General features: G+C 39.2%; 15 protein-coding genes. 5 read left to right on the plus strand and 10 right to left on the minus strand.

The features are described 5' to 3' along the window. Nucleotides 1–15: 15 nt before the first annotated feature. Together H5183_RS02220 and H5183_RS02225 are read right to left on the minus strand one after the other, a co-directional pair. Nucleotides 16–3,174: a M1 family aminopeptidase gene (locus tag H5183_RS02220; RefSeq protein ID WP_182730811.1), complete on the minus strand. Its 3,159-nt coding sequence runs from the start codon at nt 3,172–3,174 to the stop codon at nt 16–18. Then, nucleotides 3,165–4,037 (minus strand): ABC transporter ATP-binding protein, encoded by an 873-nt coding sequence (locus H5183_RS02225; RefSeq protein WP_182730812.1) that lies wholly within the window; start codon nt 4,035–4,037, stop codon nt 3,165–3,167. The genes H5183_RS02220 and H5183_RS02225 overlap by 10 nt, the downstream gene beginning before the upstream one ends. 216 nt (nt 4,038–4,253) lie before the next feature. Here H5183_RS02225 and H5183_RS02230 point away from each other — a divergent pair, with 216 nt between their 5' ends. Together H5183_RS02230 and H5183_RS02235 are read left to right on the plus strand one after the other, a co-directional pair. Next, complete coding sequence (locus H5183_RS02230; RefSeq protein ID WP_182730813.1) at nt 4,254–5,765, plus strand: sensor histidine kinase; 1,512 nt, start codon at nt 4,254–4,256, stop codon at nt 5,763–5,765. Next, on the plus strand, nt 5,759–6,433 hold the full coding sequence (locus H5183_RS02235) for a LytTR family DNA-binding domain-containing protein (RefSeq protein WP_182730814.1): 675 nt from the start codon (nt 5,759–5,761) through the stop codon (nt 6,431–6,433). The genes H5183_RS02230 and H5183_RS02235 overlap by 7 nt, the downstream gene beginning before the upstream one ends. Here H5183_RS02235 and H5183_RS02240 read toward each other — a convergent pair. The 3 genes from H5183_RS02240 to H5183_RS02250 are packed head-to-tail and all read right to left on the minus strand — an operon-like array spanning nt 6,416 to nt 8,059. Further along, nucleotides 6,416–7,036 carry a GDSL-type esterase/lipase family protein gene (locus H5183_RS02240; RefSeq protein WP_145234548.1) on the minus strand — a complete coding sequence of 207 codons (621 nt, stop codon included), beginning with the start codon at nt 7,034–7,036 and terminating at the stop codon, nt 6,416–6,418. The genes H5183_RS02235 and H5183_RS02240 overlap by 18 nt on opposite strands. A gap of 1 nt (nt 7,037) precedes the next feature. Further along, a complete protein-coding gene (locus H5183_RS02245) occupies nt 7,038–7,562 on the minus strand; it encodes a DsrE family protein (RefSeq protein WP_182730815.1) in 525 nt (174 codons plus the stop codon). 32 nt (nt 7,563–7,594) lie between these two features. Next, nucleotides 7,595–8,059, minus strand: a complete 465-nt coding sequence (locus tag H5183_RS02250) for a flavodoxin family protein (RefSeq protein ID WP_182730816.1) — start codon at nt 8,057–8,059, stop codon at nt 7,595–7,597. Nucleotides 8,060–8,156: 97 nt separating this feature from the next. Here H5183_RS02250 and soxR point away from each other — a divergent pair, with 97 nt between their 5' ends. Both soxR and H5183_RS02260 read left to right on the plus strand, forming a co-directional pair. Next, nucleotides 8,157–8,624, plus strand: a complete 468-nt coding sequence (gene soxR, locus H5183_RS02255) for a redox-sensitive transcriptional activator SoxR (protein ID WP_145234554.1) — start codon at nt 8,157–8,159, stop codon at nt 8,622–8,624. Nucleotides 8,625–8,861: 237 nt separating this feature from the next. Continuing rightward, nucleotides 8,862–10,715 (plus strand): S8 family serine peptidase, encoded by a 1,854-nt coding sequence (locus H5183_RS02260; RefSeq protein ID WP_145234556.1) that lies wholly within the window; start codon nt 8,862–8,864, stop codon nt 10,713–10,715. A gap of 341 nt (nt 10,716–11,056) precedes the next feature. Here the strand turns inward: H5183_RS02260 and H5183_RS02265 are convergent, their stop codons facing one another. Both H5183_RS02265 and H5183_RS02270 read right to left on the minus strand, forming a co-directional pair. After that, complete coding sequence (locus H5183_RS02265; RefSeq protein WP_182730817.1) at nt 11,057–11,491, minus strand: GNAT family N-acetyltransferase; 435 nt, start codon at nt 11,489–11,491, stop codon at nt 11,057–11,059. A 9-nt stretch (nt 11,492–11,500) separates the two neighbouring features. Beyond that, nucleotides 11,501–12,127 carry a LysE family translocator gene (locus tag H5183_RS02270; RefSeq protein ID WP_145234560.1) on the minus strand — a complete coding sequence of 209 codons (627 nt, stop codon included), beginning with the start codon at nt 12,125–12,127 and terminating at the stop codon, nt 11,501–11,503. A gap of 88 nt (nt 12,128–12,215) precedes the next feature. On the opposite strand from H5183_RS02270, the gene H5183_RS02275 reads away from it, so the two are divergent. Further along, nucleotides 12,216–13,610 carry a PLP-dependent aminotransferase family protein gene (locus H5183_RS02275; RefSeq protein WP_182730818.1) on the plus strand — a complete coding sequence of 465 codons (1,395 nt, stop codon included), beginning with the start codon at nt 12,216–12,218 and terminating at the stop codon, nt 13,608–13,610. A 219-nt stretch (nt 13,611–13,829) separates the two neighbouring features. Here H5183_RS02275 and H5183_RS02280 read toward each other — a convergent pair whose 3' ends face one another. The 3 genes from H5183_RS02280 to H5183_RS02290 all read right to left on the minus strand — a co-directional run bounded on the left by H5183_RS02280 (nt 13,830) and on the right by H5183_RS02290 (nt 15,305). After that, complete coding sequence (locus tag H5183_RS02280; protein ID WP_182730819.1) at nt 13,830–14,228, minus strand: hypothetical protein; 399 nt, start codon at nt 14,226–14,228, stop codon at nt 13,830–13,832. A gap of 236 nt (nt 14,229–14,464) precedes the next feature. Next, nucleotides 14,465–14,896: a hypothetical protein gene (locus tag H5183_RS02285; protein WP_182730820.1), complete on the minus strand. Its 432-nt coding sequence runs from the start codon at nt 14,894–14,896 to the stop codon at nt 14,465–14,467. Next, complete coding sequence (locus H5183_RS02290) at nt 14,889–15,305, minus strand: hypothetical protein (RefSeq protein ID WP_182730821.1); 417 nt, start codon at nt 15,303–15,305, stop codon at nt 14,889–14,891. The genes H5183_RS02285 and H5183_RS02290 overlap by 8 nt, the downstream gene beginning before the upstream one ends. Nucleotides 15,306–15,477: the final 172 nt, after the last annotated feature.

Raw genomic sequence — 15,477 nt, forward strand, 5'->3', positions numbered from 1 at the left:
TGGCGTTTAGTTCACTTAAACGTCTAAAAACAGCGAATTGATAAATGCAATATGCTGCTCCTCAACCTGCTGTTTCAATGCCCGAATAAAATCCATTGCTGTCGCAGGCCGATTTGGATAAGCATACTCTTGCCATACTGACTTAAGTGCACTAGTTATCGCTTTATCGCCTACTTTAGCCCTTAGTTTTGCAAATACGATGGTGGCTTTTGAGTATTGATCATAATTTTTTGTTGAATCAATCAACACCATTTTAGCGGTAATATCAATGCGCGACGCCTGCTCATAACGCTTTGTTTCATAATCAACTAATGCGTTCATAGCGGTTTTACCGTAGCGTTTTTCTAACACGACTAATTCGATATATTTAGCCATCGATTCCATTAAAAAGGCACTATCTGCAGGCACACTATTACCTATATCATGGCCAAACCACTGATGCGCGGTTTCATGCACTGCACGGCGATAACGCTGATCAAAGCCAGCACCAACGCTTGGACGAGCCCTAAACCCAACTTTATCCTCAATTAATATAATTTGTGGTAAAGCATACCCAGTGCCACCAAATGGGGGAGCTGCAATTAAGCTTAATTGCTTGGCTTTATACGCAACAATATTATTTTTAAACCAATCAAGTGTGTCCATCATTGCTTGAAAGTTAACGGCAATTGCATCTGAACGCTCAATCGGCTCTTGTTTTTTTGCAAATACTTGTAAAGTAACACCATCATGTTTTTTAGTTTCAGCATTAAAAGGCACTGAAAGCCAAGCTGGTAAGTTATTAATTGCAGACACTGTTTTAAACTTAAATATTTCACGACCCTGTTCACGTTGATGCGTAATTTGCTTGCCCTGTGTCACAACTTGGTACCCCGTTGCCGTTGATACTGTGCTCGACATCGTTATACGCTCATAGTGTGCTGGTCTATTTTGCCCTTTAGTAAGTAACGCTGAAGCTAAAGGGCGAGGCTTTTGTTGCAAACCATATTGAGCTCGTAAGCTTGTATCTGTTAACTCATAGTTGATTTGATAGCCAATGGTTGGCAGCACCGGAACTGCTCGAATATAACTAAATTCAGGCGTAATTATTTGATGTCCACCAGCAGGCCACAATTTCGCTTGATGTACTTCAAATTGTGTTGTTAATTGTCGTGTTTCATGTGGTTTTATTGCAACGTCAAACTCATATACAGCATGATTTAAGTCAGGATAAAAAGCGATTTGGGTCGCACCTTTAATCTTCACCTTCGCCCACTTATAAAACCCAGCTCTGCCGACTAAAATTTGCTTAATGGCCATTGGATGAGAGTTTTTTAAGGTGTAAGCCAGATCAAACTTTGCTAACTGTTGATGCGGGTAAAAATCAATTTTTGCATCAATATGACTAACCTGAGGTTGCAACTTATGCTGCCAGCCTGCAAAGGTTTTTTCATAATCCGCTTTAAAGGCCTCACGTTTATGTGAATTGGTAAGGGGCTTTTCATCAACTAACCGTAGGTGTAATTGCACAAATAAACCAACACAGAGCAACACAGGCATTATTAGCCATGCATCTTTTCGTACAACCGCACGCCTATCAAGCCCTGCACCGCGGTGACTAAATACACACGTTAGCAATATAAAACTTACACAGGCAAACAACCACACCTGTATATAAGGCCAATAACTGCTAATACTGGCCCGATAATCCCAAAATTCACTCGGTGGCTGCAATGGCGTCCAAGCTAGGCTCCAAAATGTGTGTGTGAATCCTAAATAAGTCATAACTGGTGTAAATTTTAGCAACAGCATCACAAAAATAACGCCTCCTGCAACCAGTGTTGAGCGACAAATATTAAATACACACACCGTTACCCAGCCAATTAGCATCAGGGGCAGTGCCGTTAAACACAGAACATATACATGATCGTACGCGTCATATTGGCTATGAATAAACCATTGTGACAAAGAAGCACCAACAAAGCTCATCGTTGAAAAAATAATAACCAGGGTAGCCAATACCAATAATTGACTATATAAAATAGTGGCCGTTTTGATCGGCGTAGCAGCAATTAGCTCAGCCATGTTAAAGCGCCGTGCATAGCAACTGATTTGCCAGCTCCAAAGCACCATCAATAAACATCCACACAATATTTGCATATCAAAAGCATAGTGACTAATTGCATCGATACTGGTTGCATTTATTACACTTAGCGGCTCAGCATAAGCAGAAGAAGAGGCTACATTATTAAACACCATGGCTGGCCAAGCTAATAAAATTAACAGTGTTATTGGATGCTTTAAAACATTGAAAAGCGCTACTTTATAGCATGCGATAAATATCGGCAGTTCATGGTTTTTTGCAGCCACAGGTTGGTACGAAGCACTTGCTACTATAACGGGTTGTAGATTACTCACTGCATTTTTTACCCGCTTATTGAACGAGTTAAACACATTACTCGCAGCCGCCGTACTAAAGTAGATAGCGGTTGTGAGTAACAGTATCAGCACCCGATTAATGGCTATAACCCAGCCCTGAGGCTCAACAAAGCTACCTATAATTGCAGTGTATGCGAAAGGATCTAACCATATAAACAGTTGATAACTAGTTTCACTGATAATACTACTTCCCGCCAATATGGGATTACCCGTGACACTTGCAAGCAGTAAGTAGCCAATCCATAAAACTGCAAATACAACATAGTTCACCAGAGGGCTGCTGAATTTTTGACAAAACCAGAATGCAATTACACCAAGCAAACAACTATTAGGAAGCAGCACAAAAAGACTATTAACAGCCAGTTGATTAATGATTTGCCAGTCAAACCCTTTGCTGTGTACTTGCATAACCATCATTACTAGCATACTGATAAGCACAATCACAAACACACACAACACCAACGTCCCCACACGTAGCAATGCGCTTTGTTTAAACGTGATAGGTGTCACTGCCACCAGCTCTTGCATATTGTGTATTTGATCACGTAAAAAAAGTGGCGGTGCAAGCGCACCTGTAAGTAAAGCTAGTTGTATCATTTGCAGTGCAACTAGATGTAATTTAAATTGATTTATAGCGTCGCTGCCTTCGACGGCTAAACCTGATGACAATGTAAACGCAAATAAAGGGGCAGTTACAAAGCAAAGCCAAAGCAAAGGCTGGCGAAGTACATAACGTAGTTCGTTGATCAGTAGCATGTGTTACTACCTCGCAATTTCAACTCATAAAAATAGCTATCTTGCAGCGTCACTTCGCCAGGTCTTGCACGCTCAGCGGGAGCAGTAGTGGCATAAACTCGAAATGAAGGCTTGCCGTATCGATAACTTTGGCTTAATACAAAGCTCTCTTGCGGTAACACACTAGGAAGGCTCTCCAGTAGCCATACACAACCATGCAATGGCTTAATGAGTGCTGCCACTTCACCACTTTGAATTAACCGACCTTGATTGATCATCGCGACAAAATGACACTGATTTTCTATATCTTCAACAATATGGGTAGATAACAACACCAAGCGCTGCTTACTAATAGTTACGAGTAAATTGTTGAGACTTTCACGCTCTGCAGGGTCAAGCCCTGCGGTTGGTTCATCTAGAATAATCAGCTTAGGGGAGCCTAGCAACGCTTGAGCAATACCAAAGCGTTGTTTCATCCCACCAGAAAAGTGGCTCACCTTTTTGTTTGCAAACTGAGATAAATTTAATAGCGCCAAGAGCTCACTTATTTGCTGCTGTCGGTCTTTTCTATCAAGGCCCTTTAAAATTGCGATATGCTCTAGCAAAGCAATACAACTCATATTTGGATAAACACCAAACTGTTGCGGTAAATAGCCAAGCTGCTTGCGCATCTCATCAGGGTGTTGCAACACATCTAAACCGTCAAAGTTCACCTGACCAGTATCAACGCTTTGCAAACACGCAAGCGTGCGCATTAAGCTTGATTTACCCGCCCCATTTGGCCCAAGTAATCCCACCATACCGGTTGGTAAAGTAATAGATATATCACTTAATGCTTGGGTACCATCTGCGTATTTTTTATTAATATTTGTAAGTGTTAGCATCGTTATGTTCCTTAATTGATTAATAATCACATTAAGAAAGCACCGCACAATAAGCTACATAGCAATGATCAACACATTGAATTAAAGGATGAAAGCAAATATTTTGCAGTTGTCATTAAAAAACGACCTTTGATCATTATTTTGCTGAACTAAGTGAAGTAATTCATTTAAACTTAATAACATATATCATTAAGCACGATGAACATGGAGTGTAGTATGCAGGCAGCTATTTCAGCGCGGTGGCAACGATTAAACTTACATTATGTGGTTGTTTTACTACCCGTTATTGCTGCAATAATGCTAGAAGCACACATTCGCTATCTATCATTAAAGCAAGACTCAGCCGAGCTCTACACGCTAATTAATGGGCAACTATTTTTAGAGTGCTTGCCTTTTTTAGCTGCTCACGCTTTAGCATTTAAATTGCCACTTAAACGCTCAGTTGTAGTGTGGCTATTAGGCTTTGTTGCGTATCCTTCTCTTGTCTACCTGTTAAATATAATGTCTTCTGCGTTTGCTAATTGGCAATACCTCGACGCACAATGCTGGATACTCTCTGCATTCGCGAGTCTTATTTGGCTAATGTTAAAGCGAGTTAGTAGCGCACAAAACTCATTAACTTCAAAGTGGTTTAACTCATTAACATCTCTCGATAATATGGTTATTTTAGTATTAGTATCGTGGTCTTTAATTATGGCTGGCGTACTTAATACGCATACAAACCCGATGCTAAATCAACCTTTAGACCTGATCCTTGATATAAGTAAAGTATTTACCCAATTTAATCAATTCCTAACTTACTTTTGGCAGCTAAGCGTATACACAGCTATCATTTTTTGTTTGTACTTATTTAACCGATACATATTGATCCGCCAAATATTAACAAACCATGGTGTGTTTACTTTTCTCGCTGCATGTTTAATTTTTATTGCTTTGCTTACACCCACCCTCACTGCGGGTGTGCTTTTACTGCCCATCAATGATCTGCCTACAGAGGTTGCAAATTTAACACCAAGTGGAACTCGAAGCCTTTTTAGTAAGTATAACTACCAGTTTATGTTTTTCTTTCTTAGCGTTAGCACGCCAATTATTTTAGCCTTTGAACGCCAACAGCAGCATAATAAATTAAATGTGATTGCCAAGCAGCAAACTGAAACAGAACTGACGTTACTACAACAACAAATTAACCCGCACTTTTTATTCAACACACTAAATAACTTATATGCATTAACACTCACTAAATCAGATAATGCACCGCAGTTGGTGATGCAACTTGCCAATTTACTTCGATACACGGTCTACGAAGGTCAAAAACAACAGGTTTTCTTAACCCAAGAAATTAATTATCTTAAAGACTTTATCGAATTACAGCAGATCAGAAGTGGTGACAAGTGCCAAATTAACCTTGTTTGGCCAAGCAACCCTGGTAAATTAAAAATAGCCCCTCTGCTACTCATTATCATATTAGAAAATGCCATTAAACATGGTGTAGAGCCAACATCACAGCAAACAGAAATAACCTTTGAACTCTCAGTCAGTAGCAATACACTAACGCTGTATTGCGCAAACACCATTCACCAACAAAAACAACAAAATGATTCTGGCATGGGACTGAACAATTTAAAGCGAAGACTGGAACTTCTGTACCCAAATAGCTATTCTCTGGTTACAAATAGTCAACATAATATTTGGCACACTACACTCACTTTGGAGCTTTCATCATGTTAAACGCATTAATAATCGATGATGAGCCACTTGCACACCTCGTAATTCAGCACCACTTAGCTGCTCACCCTACAATTAATATTGTTGGCCAATACTATAGCGCAAAAGATGCTTTATATGACTTGGCAAAGTTAGACGTCGATTTAGTCTTTTTAGACATCAATATGCCAGAGTTATCGGGGTTAGAGTTACTCAAAGCGCTCGCTAAACCACCGCAAGTAATTATAGTCAGTGCTTATCAAGAGTATGCCTTTGAAGGCTTTGAACTCAATGTAACTGATTATTTGCTAAAGCCCGTATCGGCAGAGAGGCTTGAGCGAGCACTCAACAAAGTTATAATTCGTGAGAATCAGTTTTCAACACAGCCGCAATCAAGCATCATTCTTAAAGTTGACCGTGAAAAACGTAAGATCAACTTAGATAGTATTGAATACATTGAGGCGTATGGTAATTATGTAAAAGTTCACCTCGCTGACCAAGTGATACTTGCAACAAGCACACTTAAGCGGCTCTCAGTACAACTTGATGGCTCATTCTTGCAAACTCATAAATCATTTTTAATCAATAAAAATAAGGTTGTTGCAGTTAGTAATGACTATATTGAGCTAATCTCAGGTACGATTGTAAAAGTTGGCAAGTCATATAAAGAAGTATCACGTTCTTTGCTCTAAAATATACTGATATAAATTATCTGCGAGCTTTTTATGTTCACAAGATGGCCAGTGCACCCCCTCATACTGACAAGGCTTAATAAACAAGAAGGCATCAACCAATATGCAGTTATGCTTGTTGGTCACTTTTTTACACCAAGCAGCAAGATGCATCACTTTATGCTCTGCCCCCGCATAGATTTTTTTATAAGCGCCGTTCGCAATTACGTTTGCAACAGAGATAACCACAATGCTTGGTACAGGTATCATTGATTGTTGATAAAACAGCTTAATAGCAGTTATAAAAGAGTCTAACCCACCTGCAATTTGCTCTGGTGTTAAGTCAAAGCGCGCTTTTAAATCATTAGTACCGAGTTGAATAATAACAACATCAACAGTATGCGCTTCCAAATACGGTTTTAAATACTTAATGCCCGATTTATCCCCCATAAACGGGGGATTATTGACTAAAGTACGATTAGGTTCCCCTGCTTCAATCACTTCAAAGCCTGTGCCCAACTGCTGCTTTAATAAAGTAGGCCAGCGTTCAGTTTCGCTCAGCCGTTTCCCATCAACAGGAGAAATACCAAAGGTATTCGAATCACCAAAACACAAAATATTCATTTTAAAATGGATTCAGCGTGTAGCCTTGTTGCTGTAACTGCGCATGAGCGGTCATTGCAGAAAGCGCCATTTCCACCCCTGGAATAAGCTGCTCTGCTGCTACCTTCATATGCATTGCCGACTGCCCGCACACATACACAACCGTATTATTAGCAAGTAGCTGGGTGATCAAAGACTGGTTTTTATTATCAACATCAAAGCGGCTTTTGTAAACGCTGTTTTCCAGCACATCAACACTCGCGCTACCGTGTACGACTAAGGCCAGTTGGATGTTTTCCGGCTTTACCCCATGGGCAACATGCATATTAATAAAGCGCGCTAACGAATTAATAGGGTTATTTTGCTCGCCATGTTTTGCACCATCCCCCACATCAAAGGCAATTTTAAACTGCGCTTGGCTTAAGTCTGATACTTGAGCTGGTACATTGTAAAAATAACCAAAGTCATTGATAACAGGAGTTGGCTCAGCAGCGATCGTTGTTAAGCTAGTTGCAAGAAGGCCAAAGCCTAAAAGTGAAGTTTTCATAAATCATCCTTTTTTGTTTAGCCTACCCGTATTTAACCAGCCTGTACATGTGAATGAGCTTTAAAAGTCATTCCTAAATAATTAAAGGTTTGTTTAAACATGTCTATAAAGGCGTCTGGCGCAGAGGGAGATGAGGCATTAGACAATAGTGAAAACTGTTTTTGACGTAAAGTTCTAAGCTTCGGTTTTAACGCCTCGTCATCCATGTAATCTGTGATCCTATCCATAAATGCTTTCATTTGTGGCGTGGTGTTATACCAGTACACAGGCGATGCGAACACCCAATGTTCGTAGCGAAGTAACACTTCAAACAAATTATAAAAATCATCATTGTGATACTGCTTATCGTAGCGATAAGGTGAAATAACATAATCATCTAAGCAAAAAACAATGCCGCTTTGTTGCTTACTATAGGCATTAACTTGCGCCGTAGTATTACCGTTTTTACGGCCACTTGAATAAATAGTAGCGGTGTTATGCATTGGTTTTTCTTGCATTTTATTTCTCCTTTTTTATGGTTGCAAAGAGCGTAAAACCTCAAGTAAGATTGAGGTCAACCTTAAAAATTGATTTTTAATAAAAAAGAAGAAAACTATGACCGATCAACAAAAAAAGCTTGTTGAAGCTAATTTAACTGTGGGCTTTGTAGCTAAACGCAGCGGCGTAAAAGTCTCCGCACTACACTTTTACGAAACCAAAGGCTTGATCCGCAGCTGGCGGAACAACGGCAACCAACGCCGTTATAAGCCTGATGTACTGCGCCGTGTGGCGGTCATCAAAGCAGCGCAAGCAATGGGCATTACTCTTGAAGAAATCAAACAAACCCTCGCCACTTTACCTGATAAACGTACCCCTACTAAAGAAGATTGGTCAGCATTATCAAAAAACTGGCAAGCACAACTTGATGAACGTATTGCTTTTATGCAGCGCCTACGCGACAGAGTCGACGGCTGCATCGGCTGCGGTTGCCTGTCAATGACAAAGTGCCCGATTTACAATAAAGACGATTACTTAGGCGATACCCAAAGTGGCGCAGTACTTTTGAATAATCCTCAAAAATAATCCTGCCAAAAATAACAATACGCTCAATATTAAAAACACTTAAATTCAAATAATTGCACTAAAAAGCAAGCAAGTGTTAGATTCATAATAAGGCTACAAAAAACCAAAACAGTTACACTTGTTTACATGCTTTTACATTTAAGTTAAATTAAAGTTAACAGAATGTTTACTTATTGCTAATTAAAGCTATCTTTTGGAGTGCGTTTCAAACAATAACTATCCAAAAAGGATTAAACAATGCGTAAATTAAGTACTCTAAGTTTTGCTGTTTTAGTCAGTTTATCAGCGGTGCAAACTCATGCGGCAGAACTTATGTCCGTCGACACAAGCCGCGCGATTGAAGGTAAATATATCGTTGTATTTAAAACTCCCTCCGTTTTAAATGTTCAAAGTAGTGATGCAATAGCTGACTTTGCCAGTTCACAATCAGCGAGTTTAAGTAACCTATATAACATCGATGTGGCTCAGGAATTTGGCGGCATTTTAAACGGTGTTGTTGTCAATGCGTCAGATAAAACAATTCAACAAATGCTTAGCAATCCGAATATTGACTACATTGAACAAGATCAAATGATGTCGATTAACCCTTTGGCACAAACAAACGCAAATCAACCAAATGCAATCTGGGGCTTAGACCGCATAGATCAACAAGACCTCCCTCTCAATTCAAATTACTATTATGATTTTGATGGGTCTGGCGTAACTGCGTATGTCATTGATACAGGTGTACGTATAAGCCACAATGAATTCGGCAATCGCGCATCTCACGGTTATGACTTTATAGATAACGACTCAGATGCAACAGACTGTAATGGACATGGTACGCATGTTGCCGGCACGATTGGTGGTGGTACTTACGGGGTTGCTAAAAATGTCAACATCGTAGGTGTGCGCGTACTAGGTTGTAATGGTTCAGGCTCAAACTCAGGGGTTATTGCAGGTATTAACTGGGTTAAAAATAACGCGACGGGACCTTCAGTTGCAAATATGAGTTTAGGCGGTGGCGCCTCACAAGCAACTGATGACGCAGTAAACAATGCCGTAGCAGCAGGAATAAGTTTTGTAGTAGCTGCGGGTAATGACAACAGTAATGCCTGCAATTATTCACCAGCTCGTGCAGCGAACGCCATAACTGTTGGCTCAACGACTAGCAGCGATAGTCGTTCAAGTTTTTCAAACTATGGTAACTGTTTAGATATCTACGCACCTGGTTCAAGTATTAAATCAGCATGGTATAACTCAAATACATCAACAAATACTATCAGTGGCACCTCAATGGCCTCGCCTCATGTTGCTGGTGCCGTTGCACTATACCTTGATGAAACGCCCTCTTTGAGCCCATCACAAATCGATACTATGCTCAGCCAACGAAGTACTAAAAACAAAGTGTCTGATGCGAAATCTGGCTCACCGAATGAGTTACTTTATACATTAGAAGGTGGCATTATTGTCCCCCCAGAAGAAAATGAACTGACCAATGGACAAAGCGTTAACGTATCAGGCGCTCAAGGTACAAACACTTTTTATAAGCTCGTTGTTCCTGCGGGTTCTGAATCGCTATCATTTGATACCAATGGTGGTTCAGGCGATGTTGATATGTATGTACAGGTAGGGCAAAAACCTTCAACTAGTAGCTACAACTGTAGACCATATAAAAATGGCAACACAGAAAACTGCACGTTCACTAACCCACAAGCTGGCGATTGGTGGGTAATGCTCAATGGCTACAGCCAATACAGTGGTGTAAGTTTAACTGGCACAATTGGCGGTGGCACTAGCTGTGGCAGCAATTGCTTAACAAATGGCGTGCCAATTACAGGGCTTTCTGGGGCACGAAATCAAGAACTTGTCTACACCATTGAAGTACCAGCAAATGCTTCGTTGAATATTAGTATGTCTGGAGGTACGGGCGACGCTGATTTATATGTTCGTAAAGGCGCACAAGCTACAACTAGTGTGTATGACTGCCGTCCATATGCAAATGGTAATAATGAAAGCTGTAACCTAGGCTCAGGACAAGGCGGTAAATATTACATTACACTAAGAGGGTACAATGCATTTTCTGGCGTAAGCATTGTTGCATCTTACTAATTAACTGACTCTAAAAAACTCAATAATACCAATAGTGTTAAGTTGCTGACCATTTATAACGACAGATAAATACAGTGATAACAAGGCAGAAATTTTGACATGTTGTTGCTCTACATAAAAAATGATTAACGCAGTTAGCGTTTTATTTAGCCCGCCAGAATGGTTAAATATTTAAGTCGATTGGTATAATAATATGGCCTATTTTTATAGGCCGTATTATTTATTGATACTCTCTAAAGTGCTCACATTTTTAATAAAACGGCTATAAATAGAGAATAAATAGTTCAGCTGCAAAATAATAAAAGTATTTAACTGCACGCATTAAAGCGTTCAATTCATACTTAATTTTGCCGCTGTAATAATGTTGAGTACCCGCCAACTAAACACTTTTCCATTGCGAGATTGGGGTTTGCTTGGCTTTGAAAACCAAATTGTTGATAAAGTGAATGAGCGTCTTTTGTTGCCAGTGTAAAACGGCGTAATGATTGCAATTCAGGGTGACTCATTACATGATCCATCAGCTTTTTACCCAGCCCTTGACCTCTAAATGGCTCTAACACAAATACATCCAGTAAATTTGCAAAAGTGGCTTGGTCAGTCACCACTCGTGCAAATGCCAATAGCTGTTTATTTTCAATTAATGCAAAGCACAGCGAGTGTGCGAACGCTTTTTCTAACCGTTCGCGACTAATGCCTTGACTCCAATAACTTCGCTCAGATAAAAACTCAAACGCTTGGGTAAATTGTTGTGGTGACAATTGGTGAGTAAATTTCATTTTATTTCCCTACTGAATGCTTGCATTGGAAAGAAAAACTAAAGGAATTGATGCCGCAAGAAACAGTGACATAACCCAATTAAAACGTTTAAAGATATTTGGCTTATTTAGAAATTGGCGCATGTATTTGCCAAAATTCACCCAAAACAAGCCTGAGCAAGCCGCGACAAGGTTAAAAATAATCACGCCCAAAATTGCAGAAGGCCAATAGGCACCTCCTGGTAAAGTAAGTGCAGTACAAAGTGTCATTAACACTGCATATGACTTAGGATTGATCAACTGAAAAAGCATGCCTTGAAAAAAATTTAAAGGCCTTGCTTGAGCATTATCACCTTTTAATTGAGAGCTACTAGCTATCTTGTATGCCAAATATAAAATATAACCACTGGCACAAAGCTGTAGAAAAAAATGCAGCTTTGGCTGTATTAAAAACAATTTACCTAATCCTAGTAGCATTGCCAAATGCATTATCGTCATGCCTACTCGAATACCCAATAAGTGCGGTAGGGTTTTGATCACGCCAAAATGTGTGCCTGAGTGAGTAAGCAAAATATTATTAGGCCCAGGCGTAATTGACGCCGCAAAACAAAATAAAATGAGAGCCGGAGCAAGCTCAAAAACAGTAGCTGTATTCATAATAATTAATTGTATTGATACAATATTGTAGTTGTTTAATAACTATTAATTGTCATACTTATGTAAAATCATCAATATTTTTATTGTTATGAATACAATTTACAAACCGGATCACACTCTATTTAGTAGTTTGTGCAAAACACAGCCAAAATATCGCGCATTAGCCGCTTTGATTGAGCATGCTATCGACAACAAAATGCTGGGTTTTGAGCAAAAATTACCAGCCCAACGACTTCTCGCTGACAGCCTAAGTGTTACACATGGTACGGTAACTCGTGCATATGCTTTACTTGAGCAACGAGGGTTGGTTACTGCAAAACTAGGGGCTGGTACCTTTGTAAGTAAAGTTATTGAGTTAAGTCATTTTGAGGGCGACACAGACTTTGCTTCAAGCATGCAACCGATGATGGGGCAACAACATGTTATGACCAATGCCCTGCAATCGCTGTCAAAGGATCAAAGTGCATTAACAGATGTGATGATTTATAAACTCAATGGACTTACCTCACATCAACATTTTTTCAAACAATGGCTAGCGGATAAGGGCTTTGATTGCTTAAACCATCCGTTGATATTTACCCAAGGTGCTCAGCAAGGAATATTCACTACGTTAGCAACCTTGTGTGAAAGTGGCGATACTGTCATTGCAGAGTCAATGTGTTACCCCGGTTTTTACCATGCGTGTCATTCGCTTAAACTTTCATTAGCACAAGTAAACGTGCATAGCGACGGGATTGATCTTGCGCAAATTGAAGCATTGTGTAAGTCGCGTACAATCAAAGCGGTTTACATCACGCCAAACTGTCAAAATCCAACCAATATTTGCTATAGCAGTAACAATTTAAATGCCCTACTGGCGCTGAGTCGCCGATATAATTTTTTCATTATTGAAGATGACGTAAATTACTGTTTGCCAGAGTATTGGCGATTACCATTGTGGCAACAAGCACCGGATCGGGTTTTTTATATTTCAAGCTTTTCAAAATATTTTGCAGGCGGACTACGAGCCGGTTACTTATTACCTCCACGACTTTGGGAGCAACCAATTTTAAAACAAATTCATAGTGAGTGTTGGGCGGTTTCCTCAATGAATTTTGAGTTAATAATGCGCGCCATTAAAAGTAACGAATTTACTTATAATCAAACTAAGCTAGCAGATGAGATACGCTATCGTATTGAACAAATAAAAAAGCTGCTTCAAACTTATGAGATAGATGCTCAGTTTGCCAGTTTAAATGTATATATTCGCTTATCCCAGTCGCAGAATATGTTTGAGTTTTGCAGCGTATTAAAAGCGCATAAGGTAATTGTAAGGACGCTAGATTCCTTTATCCCAGAAGTTCCAGCCCTAAAAGTGGATAATCCAAATGGTGTTCGCCTCACCCTAGGCGGCCCAGCAACCCGGGCTGAGTTTGACTTAGGCATCACCCGCGTTGAAGCCGCTTTACAGCAGTTTAATCAAACATTTGAGGTAGTTATTTAAATTTTATTATTCAATAAAATCGGGGAATCATTATTCCTTTGGGTGATGTGAACTCATACTTTTTTGAGGAAATATAGTGTTTAAAGTTCTGAGAGTTCTCTATTGCTTTTGCATTTAGTTTTGCAAATTTATATGAAATTGACATGAATATCCTTTTGCCTACCCAAGCAGTTATTTACTGCTTGGGTTAAATTCCTTTAATTTTATTATGTTATTTAACTATAGATCTACCATCAAAAACGAAGTGAATTTTTGCCACAACGTTTTACCAAACTTGATCTCGCTTTCAGGCTTAATGTTATCTGCGTATTTCCATGGAAACTTGAAAATATCTGGCGGTGTTAGCTTTTTAATAGGTTTACCCATCAAAAGATTATCGAGCTGCTCTTCATCATTAAATTCTTTTCTCAACTCGTCATCTGCTTTGGACATTTCTTTTAAAAATGACTTATCAACGCGATACCAAAAGTACTTAGGACGGCCATTCGCTTTATCAAATTCAGCAGTGGTTTTATCGAATTCTCGGTAATATTCAAATTGTGGAATATCTGCTAAGGGTTGAGTAACATCCATAAAGTTTTGTAGTAACTCCCAGTGTACAAAAGCAGAACTGATCAAATTCGCTCCAGCCCACGCATAGAAGAAATCCCTGTTATTGTGTAACAATGTAAACCCTCTATAAGGAAAACCACTTTGCGGGTTATTTTGAACTTTATAATGGGCATTAAACTCTTCAAAATGTAGCTTGAAGGTCAGCTTGTTACTGCCTTTTTTAGAACACCAAACAAGCCCTGTTTTTCGCTCAAATTTTACACGTGTGTGTGTAATTTTTTTTCTTACTAATTTCCACACCGTTAAATTAAATAATTTCGATCCCCCCAAGCTAATAAAAATAAAAATAATGCTTTTATAGCTTCTTCCGAGTCACCAAAAAGAAATAAAAATGGGGGGATTGTAAATAAAAAGAGTAAATTAACTAAGTGAGAAACGCCCCAAAAAATTAATAGTACGTCCGAAATCTTCCTTCCTAGGCTAGACAAACTTAGAATATGTGGATCACTGCCAAGTACAGCCCTGTAATGCTCAGCTTTACCAGATAAATTATAATTAAAAGCAGCATTTTGAAAACTATCAAAGCAATGTCCAAACACTTTACCTCTTGGGTATATTGCCTGCTTACTTTGATAACGGCAATACATAGAGTCGCGTTCATCAGTTGCTATTTCATCTCTAAATTTTGCATCTTGCTTACCTCTGTAAACTGTATCAGCATACTGCTCAAGCATATTCTATTTCCTTTATTGTCCAAGCTTTGTCAGGTAATTCACTGTCTTCCCAACCATTACGTTCATTAATATCAACATAAGGTAAAGTGGTATTCTTATCTAGGCGGTACTGTACTTTTACTTTCCAATCAACTTCGAAATGTTTCGGCCACATTGATAATATCGGAATAGTATATTTAAACCCGGTTATAGCTCCTGATTCAGTGTTCTCCTTTTGGATTATTTGCCAATTATTATGATCGTGACGAAACTCATTTTCAAAATGCAAAACTCCCTCATCTTCTATTTGCTGAACTTGAACAAACACCTCTGATTGACCTAATGCAAAATTTGGTGTGTCGATATCAATGGTTATTTGGCAATGTGAACTAGTTAGCTTCTTGACCTCTAACGTAATATTTGGGTTCATCAATGTGCCTACTAATGCGGCGTAACGAAATTAAGATGACACCCATCTTAACTATTCAGAGTGAGTATCGTTTTTATTCTTCAATTTGCGCGGCGTAAAGCCCCGCCTACGCAAATTTAAACAGCTATATTACATCGCCTGTAGGCGGCAGTTTACCTCGTGCATGGTTTGA

The organism is Pseudoalteromonas sp. SR44-8 (genome assembly GCF_014163635.1).
Lineage (GTDB): Bacteria > Pseudomonadota > Gammaproteobacteria > Enterobacterales > Alteromonadaceae > Pseudoalteromonas > Pseudoalteromonas rhizosphaerae.

What these genes read in the sequence shown, in the direction of transcription:
- H5183_RS02220 (WP_182730811.1), bottom strand. Translation starts at nt 3,174, where the DNA reads ATGCTACTGATCAACGAACTACGTTATGTACTTCGCCAGCCTTTGCTT.
- H5183_RS02225 (WP_182730812.1), bottom strand. Translation starts at nt 4,037, where the DNA reads ATGCTAACACTTACAAATATTAATAAAAAATACGCAGATGGTACCCAA.
- H5183_RS02230 (WP_182730813.1), top strand. Translation starts at nt 4,254, where the DNA reads ATGCAGGCAGCTATTTCAGCGCGGTGGCAACGATTAAACTTACATTAT.
- H5183_RS02235 (WP_182730814.1), top strand. Translation starts at nt 5,759, where the DNA reads ATGTTAAACGCATTAATAATCGATGATGAGCCACTTGCACACCTCGTA.
- H5183_RS02240 (WP_145234548.1), bottom strand. Translation starts at nt 7,036, where the DNA reads ATGAATATTTTGTGTTTTGGTGATTCGAATACCTTTGGTATTTCTCCT.
- H5183_RS02245 (WP_182730815.1), bottom strand. Translation starts at nt 7,562, where the DNA reads ATGAAAACTTCACTTTTAGGCTTTGGCCTTCTTGCAACTAGCTTAACA.
- H5183_RS02250 (WP_182730816.1), bottom strand. Translation starts at nt 8,059, where the DNA reads ATGCAAGAAAAACCAATGCATAACACCGCTACTATTTATTCAAGTGGC.
- soxR (WP_145234554.1), top strand. Translation starts at nt 8,157, where the DNA reads ATGACCGATCAACAAAAAAAGCTTGTTGAAGCTAATTTAACTGTGGGC.
- H5183_RS02260 (WP_145234556.1), top strand. Translation starts at nt 8,862, where the DNA reads ATGCGTAAATTAAGTACTCTAAGTTTTGCTGTTTTAGTCAGTTTATCA.
- H5183_RS02265 (WP_182730817.1), bottom strand. Translation starts at nt 11,491, where the DNA reads ATGAAATTTACTCACCAATTGTCACCACAACAATTTACCCAAGCGTTT.
- H5183_RS02270 (WP_145234560.1), bottom strand. Translation starts at nt 12,127, where the DNA reads ATGAATACAGCTACTGTTTTTGAGCTTGCTCCGGCTCTCATTTTATTT.
- H5183_RS02275 (WP_182730818.1), top strand. Translation starts at nt 12,216, where the DNA reads ATGAATACAATTTACAAACCGGATCACACTCTATTTAGTAGTTTGTGC.
- H5183_RS02285 (WP_182730820.1), bottom strand. Translation starts at nt 14,896, where the DNA reads ATGCTTGAGCAGTATGCTGATACAGTTTACAGAGGTAAGCAAGATGCA.
- H5183_RS02290 (WP_182730821.1), bottom strand. Translation starts at nt 15,305, where the DNA reads ATGAACCCAAATATTACGTTAGAGGTCAAGAAGCTAACTAGTTCACAT.